Genomic DNA, 15,729 nt, shown 5'->3' on the forward strand with positions numbered 1-15,729 from the left:
CACGCCGCATGTTCACCATCGATGACCTGGCCGACCGCCTCGGCGGCTACCTCCCCCAGGACGAGATCCAGCAGGTCAAGCGTGCCTTCTACTACGCCGAGCAGGCCCACGACGGCCAGCGTCGTCGCTCCGGCGAGCCCTATGTGACCCATCCCCTGGCGGTGGCCAACATCCTGGCCAACATGCACATGGACCATCAGAGCCTGATGGCCGCCATGCTGCATGACGTCATCGAGGACACCGGCGTCTCCAAGCAGGCCCTGGGCGCGCAGTTCGGCGAGGCCGTGGCGGAGCTGGTCGACGGCGTCTCGAAGCTGACCCAGATCACCTTCGAGGACAAGGCCGTCGCCCAGGCCGAGAACTTCCAGAAGATGGTGATGGCGATGTCCCGGGACATCCGGGTGATCATCGTCAAGCTGGCCGACCGGCTGCACAACATGCGCACCCTGGGCGCGCTGCGCCCGGAGAAGAAGCGCCGCATCGCCCGCGAGACGCTGGAGATCTACGCCCGCATCGCCAACCGGCTGGGCATCAACACCATCCGCGTCGAGCTCGAGGACCTCTCGTTCCAGGCCATCCACCCGATGCGCGCCGAGCGCATCAAGCGCGCCGTGGCCAGCGCCCGCGGCCACCGCCGCTCGGCGATCCGCCAGGTCCAGGACACCCTGCAGAACAGCCTCGACGAGGAAGGCCTGACCGGCTCGGTGATGGGCCGTCAGAAGCACCTGCTGTCGATCTACCGCAAGATGCGCGACCAGAAGAAGTCGTTCGCCGAGATCATGGACGTGTTCGGTTTCCGCATCATCACCGACGACGTCGACAGCTGCTATCGCATCCTCGGCATGGTGCACAACCTCTACAAGCCGGTGCCCGGACGCTTCAAGGACTACATCGCCATCCCCAAGGCCAACGGCTACCAGAGCCTGCATACCACGCTGTTCGGCAGCGGCGGCATGCCCATCGAGGTGCAGATCCGCACCCGCGAGATGGAGGCCATGGCCAACAACGGCATCGCCGCCCACTGGTTGTACAAGGCCGGCCAGACCGATCATCCGATCGCCGAGGGCAGCCACGCCCGGGCCCGCTCCTGGATCAAGGGGCTGCTCGAGATGCAGCGCCATGCCGGGGATTCGCTGGAGTTCATCGAGCACGTCAAGAACGACCTGTTCCCGGACGATATCTACGTGTTCACGCCCAAGGGCGACATCATGGAGCTGCCCCAGGGCGCCACGGTGATCGACTTCGCCTACAGCGTGCACACCGACATCGGCAACAGCTGCATCGCCTGCCGCATCGACCGCCATCTGGCGCCGCTCTCCACCCGGCTCGAGAGCGGCCAGACGCTGGAGATCATCACCGCCCCCGGCGCCAAGCCCAGCCTGGCCTGGCTCAACGTGGTGGTCACCGCCAAGGCGCGCTCGGCCATTCGCCACGCGCTCAAGCACCAGCAGCACACCGAGGCCGTCCAGCTCGGCCGCCGTCTGCTCAACAAGGCGCTGGCGGAGTTCGAGACCAGCCTCGAGGAGCTGCCCGGCGGGCCGATGGCCACGCTGCTGGCCGAGTTCGAACTGAAGAGCCAGGACACCCTGCTGGAATCGATCGGCCTGGGCGCCCGGGTCGCTCACGTGGCCGCCCGGCGCCTGGTCGACCTGCATCACGGCGAGCAGCTGCCGATCGTGGAGAGCTCACCCCAGCAGGGGCCGATCGTGATCAGCGGCGCCGAGGGCATAGTGATCAAGTTCGCCCGCTGCTGCCATCCGCTGCCCGGCGACCCGGTCATCGGCCACCTCTCGGTGGGCAAGGGCATCGTCGTCCACCGCACCGAGTGCCGTAACCTGGCCGAGCTCAAGAGCGACCCGGACAAGCTGTTCGCCCTCGAGTGGTCCGATCAGGCCGACGAGGACTTCCCGGTGCCGCTGCGCCTGGAGATCGAGAGCCGCCGCGGGCTGGTGGCGGAGCTGGCCAGCCTGGTCACCGACGCCGAAGCCAACATCGAGCGCATCGGCATCGAGGAGCGCGACGCCCGGCTGTCGATCGTCAACCTGACCCTGTCGGTGCGCAACCGCGTGCACCTGGCGCGCATCATCAAGCGCCTGCGCAACCTGTCCCACGTCGGCAAGATCACCCGCCTGGGCAATTGACTCTCAGCGCCCCCGTCCGTCGCGGTCGCGGCGGACGGGGGCGCTGTCATTGGACACCCCCATCATCGCCAACAACACATGGAGCACACCATGAGCAACAAGGCCGTCATCAACACCGACCAGGCACCCGCCGCCATCGGCCCCTACTCCCAGGCCATCAAGGCCGGCAACACCGTTTACATGTCCGGCCAGATCCCGCTGGACCCGGCCACCATGGAGATTGTCTCCGACGACTTCGAGGCCCAGGCCCGTCAGGTCTTCGCTAACCTGAAGGCCGTCGCCGAGGAAGCCGCCGGCGGCCTCAAGGACGTGGTCAAGCTGAACCTCTACCTGGTGGACCTGGACAACTTCGCCATCGTCAACGGCATCATGGAAGAGTTCTTCGACGCGCCCTACCCGGCCCGCGCCGCCGTCGGCGTCAAGGCCCTGCCCAAGGGCAGCCAGGTCGAGGCGGAAGCCGTGCTGGTCATCGGCGACTGAGGAAAGGCTGATTCATTGCTGCGCTCGAGATCCTGGCCGCCGGCGGTGCCGAAGCGTAGGACCGTCGCCATCCTCATGTAGCAGGCTACACTCCGATAGCTGCGCTCCGGCGGCGACCAGCCTCTCATCGCTCGCGTCATGAATCCGCGCTTTCCGCTACCTCTCTGAAGAGAGCCTTCCTACCATGCGCCTGTTTCTGGCCCTGGTACCGCCGCCGGCCCTGCGCCGGCGGCTCGGCGTTCTGGCCGATACCGCCCGCTCCCGCTGCGGCGGCCGGCGCATGCCGGACGACAGCTTTCACCTCACGCTCGCCTTCCTCGGCGAGCAGCCCGACGCCCGGGCCACGGCCATCGCCGACTGGCTGACGCGTTTCACCCTGCTTCCCGGCCGCTGGCGACTCGACCGCTGGGGCCAGTTCTGCCGTCCGGGCATCATCTGGGTTGGCGGCGCCGAGCCCGATCCGGCACTCGTTGCCCTGCAGCATCAGCTGTGGGAGGGGCTCGAGCGGCTCGGCGTCGAGGGGCGCCCCGAGCGCTTCGTGCCGCATGTCACCCTGCTGCGCCGGGCCGCAAGGCCGCCCGGCCAGGACCTGCCGACCGTGGGGCTGGACTGGACGTATTCGCGCGTCGAGTTGATCCACTCGACCGTCACCCCGCGGGGCAGCCGCTATGCGTGCCTGGCGCGCACGCCCGGGCCGTTCCCGGGCGTGTCGGCCGACGGCCGGAGGGAGGAGGGGCGCTAGGTGGTGGCCTCGGGCAGGTAGCCGCCCTCGCGCAGTACCTGCAGATAGCCCTCGCGGAAGGTGGGGAAGCGGAAGCGATAGCCGCTCTCGATCAGGCGGGCGTTGTCGCAGCGCTTGCTGGCCCGACGGCGCAGCGGCGACTGGATGGTCTCGGTGGCCTCGACCTTGAGCTGCTTGGCCAGCCAGGCCATCACCTCGTGGAGCGGCGCCGGCTCGCAGTCGCTGGCCAGATACAGCTCATGCAGCGACTCGCCGGCCTGCGCCCGCCCGATGAGATGGGCCAGCACCCCGGCGCAGTCGTCGCGATGGATGCGGTTGGAGTACATCGGCGGCGTGGCGGCGGCGATGCGCCCCTCGCCGACCTGGCGGATCAGGCGGTCGCGCCCCGGACCGTAGATGCCGGAGAAGCGCACCACCGTGCCCGGCAGGTCGTGATCGATCAGCGCCTGCTCGGCCTCGCGCATCAGCGCGCCGGAGAAGCCGCCCGGCTCGGTGGGGCTTGCCTCGTCCACCATTTCGCCGCCCTGCTGGGCGTAGACGCTGGTGGAGGAGACGAAAAAGACGTGCTTCGGCGGGCGCTTGCGGGCGCTGAACTCGGCCAGCACCGCCTTGAGCCCGTCCGGATAGGCCGCCCGATAGGCCTCCTCCTCGAAGCGGTCGGCGCTGACCACGTAGACCAGCACCTCCGCGTCCGGCAGCTCGGCCAGCGCCGCGGCGTCGCCGAGATCCGCCGACACGCCCTTCAGGCCGCTGTCGGCCAGCTTGGCGGCATCGCGGCGCACTCCGATGACCTTGTGGCCGTCCGCCTTGAGCTCCCGGCCCAGCGTCGTGCCGATATCACCACAACCCAGAATCAGCGTCGTTGTCTTCACCTTTCCCTCGCCCCCTGATAAAAAGTCCCTATGACGACCTCGGGGTGCCCTATGGGTGGGGCCCGCGACACATCGACAATCGAGGAAGCCCCGGCACCGAAATGACTCTAACAGAACTCCGTTACATCGTAACCCTGGCCCAGGAACGCCACTTCGGCCGCGCCGCCGAACACTGCTTCGTGTCCCAGCCGACCCTCTCGGTGGCGGTCAAGAAGCTGGAGGAAGAACTGGGCGTGGCACTGTTCGAGCGTTCCAAGTCCACCGTACAGGTCACGCCGCTGGGCGAGAAGATCGTCGAGCAGGCACAGCGCGTGCTGGAACAGAGCAGCGTGATCAAGGAGCTCGCCAGCGCCGGCCGCGACCAGCTGGCCAGCCCGCTGCGCATCGGTGCCATCTATACCGTCGGCCCCTACCTGTTCCCGCACCTGATCCCGGAGCTGACCCGCCGCGCGCCGCAGATGCCGCTCTACATCGAGGAGGGCTTCACCGGCGAGCTGCGACGCAAGCTGCGCAGCGGCGAGCTCGACGCCATCATCGTCGCGCTGCCCTTCACCGAAACCGACGTGGTCACCAAGCCCCTCTACGAGGAGGCCTTCGACGTGCTGATGCCGGCCGACCACGCCTGGGCCGAGCGCGAGAGCATCGACAAGGAGGACCTGCTGCAGGAGCGCCTGCTGCTGCTCGGCGAGGGCCACTGCTTCCGTGACCAGATCCTCGAGGCCTGCCCGGCGATCAGCCAGAAGCTCGCGAGCCCCAACAACACCCTGACCGCCGAGGGCGGCTCGCTGGAGACGATCCGCCACATGGTCGCCTCGCGGCTCGGCATCACCGTGCTGCCGCGCTCGGCGATCGGCACCGGCCACTACGAGAGCGGCCTGCTCACCAGCCGGCCCTTCACGCCGCCCGGCCCCGGACGCACCGTGGCCATCGCCTGGCGCGCCAGCTTCCCGCGGCCCCAGGCCATCGACGCGGTGACCGACGCCATCGCCCACTGCCGCGCGGCCACGACCGAGCCGGCATGAGCGGCCTCGACGCCCCCGTCACGGACCTCAAGGGCGTCGGCGAGGCGCTGGCCCAGAAGCTGGGCCGCCTGCGCATCGATGCCGTCGCCGACCTGCTGTTCCACCTGCCGCTGCGCTACCAGGACCGCACCCGCATCACCCCCGTCGCCGGCCTCCGCTCCGGCGACGAGGCCGTGGTCGAGGGCGAGGTGATGGCCGCCGACGTGGTGCGCGGCCGGCGCCGCAGCCTGCTGGTGCGGCTCAGGGACGGCTCCGGCATCCTCAGCCTGCGCTTCTTCCACTTCTCGCCGGCCCAGCAGCAGCAGTTCCGTCCCGGCGCCCGGGTGCGCGCCTTCGGCGAGGCCCGGGCCGGCGCCACCGGGCTCGAGATCTACCACCCGGAATATCGGCTGATCGGCGAGGGCGCGCCGGCGGTGGAGGATCACCTCACGCCCATCTACCCGACCACCGAGGGGCTGCACCAGACGCGCCTGCGGGCGCTGATCGACCAGGCCCTGGCCCGGCTCGCGCAGGCCCCCGCGGCGCTGCCGGAATGGCTGCCCGAGTCGCTGCGCCACCAGTACGCCCTGCCCGAGCTGCATGACTGCCTGCGCGAGCTGCACCATCCGCCACCGGAGGCCGACCCGGACGCCCTGGCCGAGGGCCGCCACCCGGCCGCGCGCCGACTGGCCCTGGAGGAGCTCTTGGCCCACCGGCTGAGCCTGCGCGAGGTACGCCTGCGCATCCAGGAGGACGGCGCGCCGGCGCTGTCCGACGGCCGCGGCCTGCAGGCCCGCTTCCTAACCCAGCTGCCCTTCTCGCTGACCGGCGCCCAGCGCCGGGTGCTCGACGAGATCCGCGCCGACCTGGCCGAGGAGCGGCCCATGCTGCGCCTGGTGCAGGGCGACGTGGGCTCGGGCAAGACCGTGGTCGCCGCCATAGCGGCGCTGTCTGCCATCGCCGGCGGCTGCCAGGCGGCCATGATGGCGCCCACCGAGATCCTCGCCGAGCAGCACTATCGCGCCTTCAAGGCCTGGTTCGAACCGCTCGGCATCGAGGTGGCCTGGCTGGCGGGCAAGCTCAAGGGCAAGGCGCGGCTCGACGCCAAGGCGGCGATCCACGACGGCCGGGCGCAGATGGTGGTCGGCACCCATGCGCTGTTCCAGGGCGATGTCCACTTCCAGCGGCTGGGCCTGGCGATCATCGACGAGCAGCACCGCTTCGGCGTCCACCAGCGCCTGGCGCTGCGCGAGAAGGGCGAGGCCGGCGGCCTGACGCCCCACCAGATGGTGATGACCGCCACGCCGATCCCGCGCACCCTGGCGATGAGCGCCTACGCCGACCTGGACGTCTCGGTGATCGACGAGCTGCCCCCCGGGCGTACCCCGGTGAAGACGGTGGTGGTGCCCGACGAGCGCCGCCCCGAGGTGGTCGAGCGCATCCGCCACGCCTGCGCCGAGGGCCGCCAGGCCTACTGGGTCTGCACCCTGATCGAGGAGTCCGAGGCGCTGCAGTGCCAGGCCGCCGAGGCCAGCCGCGACGAGCTGGTCGAGGCGCTACCGGAGCTCGCCGTGGGCCTGGTCCACGGCCGCATGAAGGCCACCGAGAAGGCCGAGGTGATGGCCGCCTTCAAGGCCGGCGAGCTGGACCTGCTGGTGGCCACCACGGTGATCGAGGTCGGCGTCGACGTGCCCAATGCCAGCCTGATGATCATCGAGAACCCGGAGCGGCTAGGCCTCTCCCAGCTGCACCAGCTGCGCGGCCGGGTCGGGCGCGGCGCCACCGCGAGCTTCTGCGTGCTGCTCTATCACCCGCCGCTGTCGGATCACTCGCGCAAGCGGCTGACGGTGATGCGCGAGACCAACGACGGCTTCCGCATCGCCGAGCAGGACCTGGAGATCCGCGGCCCCGGCGAGGTGCTGGGCACCCGCCAGACCGGCCTGGCGCAGATGAAGATCGCCGATCTGGAACGCGACGCCGACCTGCTGCCGCGCATCTCGCCGCTGGCCGAGGCGCTGCTGGCCGAGCACCCCGAGGCTAGCCGGCCGCTGATCCGCCGCTGGCTGGGTGAGGAAGCCGGGCGCTACGGGCAGGTCTGACAGCTGCAAGCTGCAAGCTGCAAGCTGCAAGCTGCAAGCTGCAAGCCAGGAGCGTGAAATCGTCCGCCGCAAAAGAAAGCCCCGAAGGTGGAAGCCTTCGGGGTTTTCTTGTAGCTCGGCGCTTGTAGCTCGGCGCTTGTAGCTCGGCGCTTGTAGCTCGGCGCTTGTAGCTCGGCGCTTGTAGCTCGGCGCTACAGGTACTTCAGCAGGCCCTGCAGGCGGTCGAGGTCCCTGGCATCGCCGACCAGCCGCACGCGGCCGGCCATCATGCCGTCGAGGAAGGCCTTCTGGGTCGGCTTCCTGAGCACCCGGAGCGCCGTGTCCGCGTCCTCGAAGCGCAGCTCCAGGTCGAGATCCACCGGCAGGCCGCTGCCGGTCTCGATGCCCCGGGGCGACATCCGATAGTGGCGGGCGATGGCGAGATTCTCGGTGCCGATGCCCCAGTCGAGGCGTTTCAGGTCACCCAGGCGATCGCGAAAGGCGGGCTTGCGCCGCAGCGCACGCTTGAGCAGCACGCCGAGCACCCACAGCATCAGGCGTAGCTTCATCGGTACACCGTTGGCCGGAAAGCGGAAATGAGGGGGGTGAGGCCGCGCGGCCCGGGAATCGAGCCGCGCGTCGCGCCTTATTTGGCGACGGCGTCCTTGAGGCCCTTGCCGGGCTTGAAGGCCACGGTCTTGCTGGCCGGGATGGTCAGGGATTCGCCGGTCTGGGGGTTCTTGCCGGTGCGGGCGGCACGCTCGCGCACGGTGAAAGTACCGAAACCGATCAGCGACACGTCCTTGCCGTCGGACACGCTGCCGGTGATCTCGTCGAGAATGACGTTCAGCACCTGGCTGGCCTTGTCCTTGGACAGATCGGCACGCTCGGCGATCGCCGCGGCGAGTTCTGGTTTGCGCATACAGCCCTCCTGGTTTGACATCCTGCCGATGATCCCATCGGCCGCGTTGTTGTTCGCGCTGATTCATGCACCACCCGCCTGCCATGGCATGTGAGGCAGACGCATGACGCCGTGTGGCAACGCCGCTGCCAGGCCCGGAACACCGGGGGCGCCGTCGTTGACGTCACTAGCCTAGCAACGGCGGTGCAGCGCGCGCCAGTTCGACTTTCCGACGCACGCAGGCGCCTGTCAACGCAAATCCGATCAAACGTCCGTCTTCATCCTCGGCCAGGGCGGTCAGATCCGCCCCCTCGCCCTCGATGCGCCAGCGAGCGGGCGCACGGGTCGGCGGCAGCGAGACCACCGGCAGCAGCGGTGTCTTCACCAGCACCGGCCAGGGGCCGTAGCGTACCTCGGTGGGCGTGCCGGCAAGCGTCGCCGCCAGCGCCTTGGCGCCGGCCTGCAGCGGCTGGACGTACATGGCATTGACGCCGTCGACGCAGGCCACGTCGCCCAGCGCATGGATGCCGGGCGACGAGGTCGAAAGCCGGCGATCGACGAGGATGCCGGCCGGCCCCACGGCCAGTCCCGCGGCCTCGGCCAGGGCGCTGCGCGGCCGCAGCCCGGTGGCCACCAGCACCAGATCGGCCTCGAGGGCGGTGCCGTCGTCCAGGCCCAGCGCCACCCGCTCGCCCTCGGACGAGAGCGCGTCGACCGTGCGCCCGGTGTGCAGGGCGATGCCGGCCTCGACGAAGGCCTCGCCCAGGGCCCGGCCCAGCGGCTCGGGCAGCAGCCGCGGCAGCGGCGCCGCCTCCGGGGCGATCAGCTCGACCGCATGGCCGCCGGCGGCCAGGTCGTTGGTGAACTCGCAGCCCACCAGGCCGATGCCGACCACGGCGACCCGGGCCGGGCGGCCGAGCGCCGCCAGGGCGGCGTGGAAGGCGCGGTAGTCGTCGAGGTCGTTGACGGTATGGACCCGGCCGGCCAGCGCCTCGGGCATGGCGAAGGGCGGCGCCGGCGCCGCGCCGGTGGCCAGCACCAGCTCGCCCCAGGGCAGCCGCTCGGCGCCGAGGGCCAGGGTCCGCGCGGCCGGATCGATGGCCTCGACCCGGGTGTGCGTGCGCATCGTCACGCCGAGCCGGTCGGCCGCCTCCAGGGCGCTGAGCGAGGCCAGGCGATCCGGCGGCAGGCGCTTGGCGAAGCCGGTGGAGAGCAGCGGCTTGGAGTAGTCCTCGCCGCCGTCGGCGGTGATCAGGGTGATGGGGCGCTCGGGCTGCAGGGCCCGGACCTGGCGCGCCAGGCCCAGCCCGGCCATGCCGGAGCCGATGATGGTCAGGGGTGCGCTCATGGGGCTCCTCGCTGCAGGGGGCGCGACGGGCCGCCATGGTACACTAGCCGCCCCTTGCATTGGACGCGGAGTCGCGCAGTGAATCACGCCCCGGCCCTTTCGCCCCGCTGGCGCCCCCTGGCGGCGGCACGCCCCGCCATGAGCCCGGCCTGGTGGCGCTGGATCGCCACCCGGGGCTCGCTGACCCAGCGGCTGATCGAGGCCGGCGCGCCTCGCCGCTTCCGGGTCAGGCTGCTCGACCAGCGCCTGGGCCGGCCGCGCCGCGACGAGGCCATGGCGCTGGGCACGGCGCCGGACCGCCTGGTCTGGCGGCGCGAGGTCGCGCTGTGTCTCGGCGATCGTTCCTGGGTGATGGCGCGCTCGGTGGCCCCGCTCCACGGCCTGCACGGCCAGCGGCTGGCGGGCCTCGGCGAGCGCTCGCTGGGGCACTGGCTGTTCCGCCAGCCCGGCCTCGAGCGCGGCCCCATCGAGGTCAGCGCCGACCCGGCGCCCTTCCACGACGCGCCCGGCCCCTGGGGTCGCCGCTCGGTGCTGCGCCACGGCCGCTTCGCGGTGCTGGTCCAGGAGTTCTTCCTCGACGCCATGGCGGATGACCTGGCCCTGCCGGCGCGATAGGCTGCGTCTGGCATCGCCCGAAACCCGCGTCGTCCGATTCAACCGAGAGACCCACATGGAACGTTCCCTGATGCGCCCCAAGGGGCTGGCCCGGCTGCCCGACTTCCTGCACCTGACGCGCCTCGACCGCCCCATCGGCACCTGGCTGCTGATGTGGCCGACGCTGTGGGCGCTGTGGACGGCGGCCGAGGGCGTTCCCGAGCGCCGGCTGCTGCTGATCTTCGTCGCCGGGGTCTACCTGATGCGGGCCGCGGGCTGCGTGGTCAACGACTACGCCGACCGCCACTTCGACGGCCACGTGAAGCGGACGAAGTCACGTCCGCTGGCCACCGGACGCATCGGCGAAGGCGAGGCCAAGGGGCTGTTCGCCGGCCTGGTGCTGGCGGCCTTCGTGCTGGTGTGCTTCACCAATGCCTTCACCGTGATGCTGTCGGTGGGCGGCGTGATCCTGGCCTTCGTCTATCCCTTCATGAAGCGCTACACCCATCTGCCCCAGGTGGTGCTGGGCGCGGCCTTCTCGTGGGCCATTCCCATGGCCTTCGGCGCGGTGCTCGGCCATGTGCCGCTGGAGGCCTGGCTGCTGTTCGCCGCCAACGTGCTGTGGACCGTGGCCTACGACACCGAGTACGCCATGGTCGACCGCGACGACGACCTGCGCATCGGCATCAAGTCCACCGCGGTACTGTTCGGCCGCGCCGACAAGCGGATCATCGGCCTGCTGCAGCTGGCCACGCTCGCCCTGCTGGCCTGGGCCGGCGAGCGCCTCGGCCTCACCGGCTTCTTCTGGCTCGGCCTGGCCGCCATGGCGGCGACCTTCGTCCACCAACAGCGGCTGATCCGCCACCGCGATCGCGATCGCTGCTTCCAGGCCTTCCTCAACAATCACTGGTCGGGGCTCTTGGTGTTCGCCGGCATCGCGCTGTCGCTGTGGCCGGGCGCCGGCGCGTGACGCCGGGCGGGAAAAAACCGCGGCGCTGAGCGGGGGCGACAGGACGAGGCTGTCACGGTATTGTCACAAGGACATGCTGTCATCGTCACCAATATGTCACTGCTCTCGACCATGAGGCCCCGGGATGACCGCCAAGACCGTACTGATCGTCGATGATGAAGCGCCCATCCGCGAGATGATCGCCGTGGCGCTGGAGATGGCCGACTATCGCGTGCTCGAGGCGGACAATGCCCAGAGCGCCCACGCCATGGTCGTCGATCACCAGCCCGACCTGGTGCTGCTGGACTGGATGATGCCCGGCACCAGCGGCGTCGAGCTCGCCCGCCGGCTCAAGCGCGAGGAAGGCACCTCGGAGCTGCCGATCATCATGCTCACCGCCAAGGGCGAAGAGGACAACAAGATCCAGGGCCTCGAGTCCGGGGCCGACGACTACATCACCAAGCCCTTCTCGCCCCGCGAGCTGGTGGCGCGCCTCAAGGCGGTCCTGCGCCGGGCCACGCCGCGCGGCGTCGAGGATCCGGTCCAGGTCGAGGGCCTGATGCTCGACCCGGTCAGCCACCGCGTCAGCATCGACGGCCAGTCGCTGGAGATCGGCCCCACCGAGTACCGCCTGCTGCAGTTCTTCATGACCCACCAGGAACGCGCCTACACCCGCGGCCAGCTGCTCGACCAGGTCTGGGGCGGCAACGTCTACGTCGAGGAGCGCACCGTGGACGTGCATATCCGCCGCCTGCGCAAGGCGCTGGGCGAGCCGCACCAGCAGCTGATCCAGACCGTGCGCGGCACCGGCTACCGCTTCTCCGCCAAGGCCTGACATGGGCCGGCTGTGGCGACGCGAATGTTGGCGGCTGGCGTCCCTGGTGGCCGCCGGCGCGCTGATCGGCTGGCCCTTCGCCCTGAGCGGCCTCGGCCTCGCCGTGGGGCTCACCATCTACCTCTTCTACCAGATGCGCCAGCTCCACGCGCTGCAGGAATGGCTGACCCATCACCCCCATGACGAGCCGCCCTCGGCGATGGGGCTGTGGGGGGAACTGTTCGACCGCCTCTACCGCTACCAGAAGGGGCAGCGCATCACCCAGCGGCGGCTGCGCGACACCCTGAGCCGCATCCAGGAATCCTCCGAGGCGATGCGCGACAGCGTGGTGATGCTCGACCGCCACGGCGACATGGAGTGGTGGAACAGCGCCGCCGAGCGGATGCTGGGCCTCAAGCCGACCCTGGACCGCGGCCAGCACATCACCAACCTGCTCCGCGACCCGAGCTTTGTCGACTACTTCCACGCCCGCGACTACCGCGAGCCGCTGACGCTGTGCTCGCCGATCGACGAGAACCTGATCCTGCAGTTCCAGATCACCCTCTACGGCGACGACGAACGCCTGGTGATGGCCCGCGACATCACCCGCCTGCACCGCCTCGAGCAGATGCGCCGCGACTTCGTGGCCAATGTCTCCCACGAGCTGCGCACCCCGCTCACCGTGCTGACGGGCTACCTCGAGACCTACGGCGACATGGCCGAGATGCTGCCGGAGCGCCTCGGCCGCGGCATCGGCCAGATGCAGAGCCAGACCCGGCGCATGCAGAACCTGGTCAACGACCTGCTGCTGCTGTCGCGGCTGGAGAACGACCAGGGCGGCCACGACGACGTCCACCTCGACCCGGCCAGCCTGCTCGAGGCCGTGCGCCGCGACGCCGAGGCGCTGTCCGAGAGCCATCATCGACTGGAGGTGGAGATCGACGAGCCCCGCGCCCTGCTCGGCTCGGAGAAGGAGCTGCACAGCGCCGTCTCCAACCTGGCCTTCAATGCCGTGCGCTACGCCGGCGAGGACAGCCGCATCGTGCTGCGCTGGCGTCCCTGGGGCGACGGCGCCTGCCTGGAGGTCGAGGACGACGGCGAGGGCATCGACCCGCTGCACATCCCGCGCCTGACCGAGCGCTTCTACCGGGTCGACAAGGGCCGCAGCACCGCCACCGGCGGCACCGGCCTGGGGCTGGCCATCGTCAAGCACGTGCTGCTGCGCCACGATGCCCAGCTGGAGATCGATTCCCGGCTCGGCGAGGGCGCCACCTTCCGCTGCATCTTCCCCGCCGCGCGCCTCACCGACGCCGCGCCGTCCTCGCGGCGCGCCTGATTCCGTCCCGGACACGACTCCGCCCGACGCAGGCCGGGCGGAGGGAGGTCACGCGATCACGACGCCTGGAGCGTCAGCGCCTCGCCGGGGCGGGGTCGGGCGCGAGCGCCCGATAGTGGTCTTCCCACATCAGCACCGCGCCGGCCACGGCGCCGGGCAGCAGGAGCAGGTTGGCCAGCGGCAGCCAGGTGATCAGCATCACCCAGCCGCCGTAGGTCAGCGTCGGCCAGCGGCGCGCGGCGAGGCGGCGACGCATGTCGGCGAAGGGCACCTTGTTGTTGTCCATCGGATAGTCGAGGTAGGTGACCGCCATCATCCAGGCCGAGAACAGCAGCCACAGCAAGGGCGCGATCAGGTTGATCACCGGTATCCAGCCGATCACGAACAGCAGCAGCATGCGCGGCAGGATGTAGCCCAGCTTGACCAGCTCGCGGCCCAGGGCATCGATGGCGGTGCGCGCCAGGCCGCGGTCGTCCAGCGGCGGACGCCCGGTGACCTCGCGCTCGACCTTCTCGGCCAGCAGGCCATAGAAGGGTGCGGCGATCAGCTGGGTCACCAGGGTGAAGCTGAAGAACACGATCAGCCCCAGGCTGAGCACGAACAGCGGCCAGATCAGCCACGACAGCCAGTCGAGCCAGCCCGGCACCATGGCCATCCAGCCGTCGAGCCAGCCGCCGAAGTGGGTCAGCACGTAGCTCAGCATGGCGGCGTAGACCACCAGGTTGGCCAGTATCGGCAGGAACACGTAGCGGCGCAGGCCGGGGGTGTAGACCAGGCGCGTCCCCCGGGACAGCGCCGAGAAGGCATCCAGCATCGGTGTCATTTCCTCCATCACGACGACGGCGGCCGTCGCCAGGGGCGACGGCCGCTTCATGGACAGTGCCGGTCGAGCGGGGTTCAGCCCTCGTCGCCGAGCACCTCATCGCCGAGATCATCCGGTGCCGTGTGGCGGATGTCGAGGCCCTTGACCAGATAGACCACGTATTCGGCCAGGTTGTTGGAGTGGTCGCCGACGCGCTCCAGGGCGCGCAGGATCCACATGATGCCGAGCACCGGCGAGATCGCCCGGGCGTCTTCCATCATGAAGGTCATCAGCGAGCGCATGGCGCTCTGGTACTCGCTGTCGACCTGCTCGTCCTCCTGCACCACCTTGAGCGCCAGCTCGGTGTCGAAGCGGGCGAAGGCGGTCAGGGCGTCGCGCATCATCTTGCGCACGTGCTCGCTGATCACGCGCACCTCGACGAAGCCGCGGGTGCCGCTCTGGTTCTCGACCAGGTCCACGGCGTTGCGGGCGATCTTGCTGGCCTCGTCGCCGATGCGCTCCAGGTCGGAGGCGGCGCGGATCACCGCCAGCACCAGGCGCAGGTCGGAGGCCGCCGGCTGGCGGCGGGCCAGGATCTGGGTGCACTCGTCGTCGATCTTGATCTGCATGTCGTTGACGGCACGATCGTTGTCGACCACGCGCTCGGCCAGGGCGGAATCGCCGTCGAGCAGGGCGCGGACGGCGTCCTGCACCTGCTTCTCGACCAGCCCGCCCATGGCCATCAGGTGGGTCTTGAGCTCCTCGAGCTCATGATTGAACTGGCGCGAGATATGCTGGCTGTGGATATCGCTAGTGATGTCCATGAGACTCTCCTGAGGGCGCCGGCGTCAGGCCATGCGTCCGGTAATGTAGTTCTCGGTGCGCGCGAGGCGCGGATTGGTGAACAGGGTATCGGTGGGGGCGTATTCCACCAGCTCGCCGTCCTGCAGGAAGGCGGTGTAGTCCGACACCCGCGCCGCCTGCTGCATGTTGTGCGTGACCAGCACCAGGGTCAGGCTCGACTTCAGGTTGCGGATCAGCTCCTCCACCTTGAGCGTCGAGATCGGGTCCAGCGCCGAGGCCGGCTCGTCGAGCAGCAACACCTCGGGCTCCACCGCCAGCGTCCGGGCGATCACCAGGCGCTGCTGCTGGCCGCCGGACAGCGCCCAGGCCGAGGCCTGGAGGCGGTCCTTCACCTCTTCCCACAGCGCCGCCGAGCGCAGCGACCACTCGACGATGTCGTCGATGCGCCGCTTGCGCAGCCCGCCCTGCAGCCGCAGCCCGAAGGCCACGTTGTCGTAGATCGACATCGGGAAGGGGTTGGGCGCCTGGAACACCATGCCGACCCGACGGCGCAGCTCGGCCACCGCCACCTCGGGCGCGTGGATCTCCTGGCCCTCGAGGCGGATCTCGCCCTCCCGCCGCACGTCCTCGTTGAGGTCGTGCAGGCGATTGAGGGCCCGCAGCAGCGTCGACTTGCCGCAGCCCGAGGGCCCGATGAAGGCGGTGACCCGGTTGCGCGGCACCCGCAGGGTCAGGTCGCGCAGCGCCGGCTTGCCGCCATAACGCAGCCCGAAGCCCGAGACCTCCAGGCAGGAGGCCTCGGGCGCGAAATCGACGAAGGCCCCGCGTCGCGGAGCCGGGTCCTGCTTGACCGGCATCACATACCCC

16 protein-coding genes are annotated in these 15,729 nt (G+C 70.0%); 9 read left to right on the plus strand and 7 right to left on the minus strand.

Annotated features, from left to right (window positions below; translation table 11 throughout):
* The first annotated feature begins 8 nt into the window (after positions 1-8).
* From ACGTNF_RS12850 to thpR, 3 genes are all read left to right on the plus strand, one after another.
* Positions 9-2,141, plus strand: a complete 2,133-nt coding sequence (locus tag ACGTNF_RS12850) for a RelA/SpoT family protein (protein ID WP_394602028.1) — start codon at positions 9-11, stop codon at positions 2,139-2,141.
* 90 nt (positions 2,142-2,231) lie between these two features.
* Positions 2,232-2,621, plus strand: coding sequence for a deaminase RidA (ridA, locus tag ACGTNF_RS12855; protein ID WP_016855923.1), 390 nt, complete (start codon positions 2,232-2,234; stop codon positions 2,619-2,621).
* A 184-nt stretch (positions 2,622-2,805) separates the two neighbouring features.
* Entirely contained in the window at positions 2,806-3,363 is a 558-nt protein-coding gene (gene thpR, locus ACGTNF_RS12860; protein WP_394602029.1) for an RNA 2',3'-cyclic phosphodiesterase, read from the plus strand.
* On the opposite strand, the gene ACGTNF_RS12865 is transcribed toward thpR, so the two are convergent.
* Positions 3,360-4,235 carry an SDR family oxidoreductase gene (locus ACGTNF_RS12865; protein WP_394602030.1) on the minus strand — a complete coding sequence of 292 codons (876 nt, stop codon included), beginning with the start codon at positions 4,233-4,235 and terminating at the stop codon, positions 3,360-3,362. The genes thpR and ACGTNF_RS12865 overlap by 4 nt on opposite strands.
* Before the next feature lie 101 nt (positions 4,236-4,336).
* Here ACGTNF_RS12865 and ACGTNF_RS12870 point away from each other — a divergent pair, with 101 nt between their 5' ends.
* Positions 4,337-5,257 (plus strand): hydrogen peroxide-inducible genes activator, encoded by a 921-nt coding sequence (locus tag ACGTNF_RS12870; protein ID WP_394602031.1) that lies wholly within the window; start codon positions 4,337-4,339, stop codon positions 5,255-5,257.
* Positions 5,254-7,335, plus strand: a complete 2,082-nt coding sequence (gene recG, locus ACGTNF_RS12875) for an ATP-dependent DNA helicase RecG (RefSeq protein ID WP_394602032.1) — start codon at positions 5,254-5,256, stop codon at positions 7,333-7,335. The genes ACGTNF_RS12870 and recG overlap by 4 nt, the downstream gene beginning before the upstream one ends.
* A gap of 191 nt (positions 7,336-7,526) precedes the next feature.
* On the opposite strand, the gene ACGTNF_RS12880 is transcribed toward recG, so the two are convergent.
* The 3 genes from ACGTNF_RS12880 to ACGTNF_RS12890 all read right to left on the minus strand — a co-directional run bounded on the left by ACGTNF_RS12880 (position 7,527) and on the right by ACGTNF_RS12890 (position 9,563).
* Positions 7,527-7,883 (minus strand): hypothetical protein, encoded by a 357-nt coding sequence (locus tag ACGTNF_RS12880; protein ID WP_394602033.1) that lies wholly within the window; start codon positions 7,881-7,883, stop codon positions 7,527-7,529.
* Positions 7,884-7,960: 77 nt separating this feature from the next.
* Positions 7,961-8,236, minus strand: a complete 276-nt coding sequence (locus ACGTNF_RS12885; protein ID WP_016855929.1) for an HU family DNA-binding protein — start codon at positions 8,234-8,236, stop codon at positions 7,961-7,963.
* A gap of 166 nt (positions 8,237-8,402) precedes the next feature.
* The gene (locus ACGTNF_RS12890; protein ID WP_394602034.1) at positions 8,403-9,563 is read right to left on the minus strand and encodes an NAD(P)/FAD-dependent oxidoreductase; all 1,161 of its coding nucleotides are present in this window, start codon (positions 9,561-9,563) and stop codon (positions 8,403-8,405) included.
* A gap of 138 nt (positions 9,564-9,701) precedes the next feature.
* On the opposite strand from ACGTNF_RS12890, the gene ACGTNF_RS12895 reads away from it, so the two are divergent.
* The 4 genes from ACGTNF_RS12895 (at position 9,702) to phoR (ending at position 13,256) form a co-directional block, all read left to right on the plus strand.
* Positions 9,702-10,178 (plus strand): chorismate--pyruvate lyase family protein, encoded by a 477-nt coding sequence (locus tag ACGTNF_RS12895; protein ID WP_394602140.1) that lies wholly within the window; start codon positions 9,702-9,704, stop codon positions 10,176-10,178.
* A gap of 55 nt (positions 10,179-10,233) precedes the next feature.
* A complete protein-coding gene (ubiA, locus tag ACGTNF_RS12900; protein ID WP_016855932.1) occupies positions 10,234-11,127 on the plus strand; it encodes a 4-hydroxybenzoate octaprenyltransferase in 894 nt (297 codons plus the stop codon).
* A 124-nt stretch (positions 11,128-11,251) separates the two neighbouring features.
* Entirely contained in the window at positions 11,252-11,941 is a 690-nt protein-coding gene (phoB, locus tag ACGTNF_RS12905; RefSeq protein ID WP_016855933.1) for a phosphate regulon transcriptional regulator PhoB, read from the plus strand.
* Position 11,942: 1 nt separating this feature from the next.
* Positions 11,943-13,256 (plus strand): phosphate regulon sensor histidine kinase PhoR, encoded by a 1,314-nt coding sequence (gene phoR, locus ACGTNF_RS12910; RefSeq protein ID WP_394602035.1) that lies wholly within the window; start codon positions 11,943-11,945, stop codon positions 13,254-13,256.
* A gap of 73 nt (positions 13,257-13,329) precedes the next feature.
* Here the strand turns inward: phoR and cysZ are convergent, their stop codons facing one another.
* The 3 genes from cysZ to pstB form a co-directional block, all read right to left on the minus strand.
* Positions 13,330-14,070, minus strand: coding sequence for a sulfate transporter CysZ (gene cysZ / locus ACGTNF_RS12915; protein ID WP_394602036.1), 741 nt, complete (start codon positions 14,068-14,070; stop codon positions 13,330-13,332).
* A gap of 83 nt (positions 14,071-14,153) precedes the next feature.
* Positions 14,154-14,882 carry a phosphate signaling complex protein PhoU gene (gene phoU, locus ACGTNF_RS12920; RefSeq protein ID WP_016855936.1) on the minus strand — a complete coding sequence of 243 codons (729 nt, stop codon included), beginning with the start codon at positions 14,880-14,882 and terminating at the stop codon, positions 14,154-14,156.
* A 24-nt stretch (positions 14,883-14,906) separates the two neighbouring features.
* Entirely contained in the window at positions 14,907-15,719 is an 813-nt protein-coding gene (pstB, locus tag ACGTNF_RS12925) for a phosphate ABC transporter ATP-binding protein PstB (RefSeq protein ID WP_152480272.1), read from the minus strand.
* Positions 15,720-15,729: the final 10 nt, after the last annotated feature.

The organism is Halomonas sp. B23F22_10, assembly GCF_043496975.1.
GTDB classification, from domain to species: domain Bacteria; phylum Pseudomonadota; class Gammaproteobacteria; order Pseudomonadales; family Halomonadaceae; genus Halomonas; species Halomonas smyrnensis.

Coding starts and splice junctions, on each gene's coding strand:
- ACGTNF_RS12850 (WP_394602028.1), top strand. CDS start 9: ATGTTCACCATCGATGACCTGGCCGACCGCCTCGGCGGCTACCTCCCC.
- ridA (WP_016855923.1), top strand. CDS start 2,232: ATGAGCAACAAGGCCGTCATCAACACCGACCAGGCACCCGCCGCCATC.
- thpR (WP_394602029.1), top strand. CDS start 2,806: ATGCGCCTGTTTCTGGCCCTGGTACCGCCGCCGGCCCTGCGCCGGCGG.
- ACGTNF_RS12870 (WP_394602031.1), top strand. CDS start 4,337: ATGACTCTAACAGAACTCCGTTACATCGTAACCCTGGCCCAGGAACGC.
- recG (WP_394602032.1), top strand. CDS start 5,254: ATGAGCGGCCTCGACGCCCCCGTCACGGACCTCAAGGGCGTCGGCGAG.
- ACGTNF_RS12880 (WP_394602033.1), bottom strand. CDS start 7,883: ATGAAGCTACGCCTGATGCTGTGGGTGCTCGGCGTGCTGCTCAAGCGT.
- ACGTNF_RS12885 (WP_016855929.1), bottom strand. CDS start 8,236: ATGCGCAAACCAGAACTCGCCGCGGCGATCGCCGAGCGTGCCGATCTG.
- ACGTNF_RS12890 (WP_394602034.1), bottom strand. CDS start 9,563: ATGAGCGCACCCCTGACCATCATCGGCTCCGGCATGGCCGGGCTGGGC.
- ACGTNF_RS12895 (WP_394602140.1), top strand. CDS start 9,702: ATGAGCCCGGCCTGGTGGCGCTGGATCGCCACCCGGGGCTCGCTGACC.
- ubiA (WP_016855932.1), top strand. CDS start 10,234: ATGGAACGTTCCCTGATGCGCCCCAAGGGGCTGGCCCGGCTGCCCGAC.
- phoB (WP_016855933.1), top strand. CDS start 11,252: ATGACCGCCAAGACCGTACTGATCGTCGATGATGAAGCGCCCATCCGC.
- phoR (WP_394602035.1), top strand. CDS start 11,943: ATGGGCCGGCTGTGGCGACGCGAATGTTGGCGGCTGGCGTCCCTGGTG.
- cysZ (WP_394602036.1), bottom strand. CDS start 14,070: ATGCTGGATGCCTTCTCGGCGCTGTCCCGGGGGACGCGCCTGGTCTAC.
- phoU (WP_016855936.1), bottom strand. CDS start 14,882: ATGGACATCACTAGCGATATCCACAGCCAGCATATCTCGCGCCAGTTC.
- pstB (WP_152480272.1), bottom strand. CDS start 15,719: ATGCCGGTCAAGCAGGACCCGGCTCCGCGACGCGGGGCCTTCGTCGAT.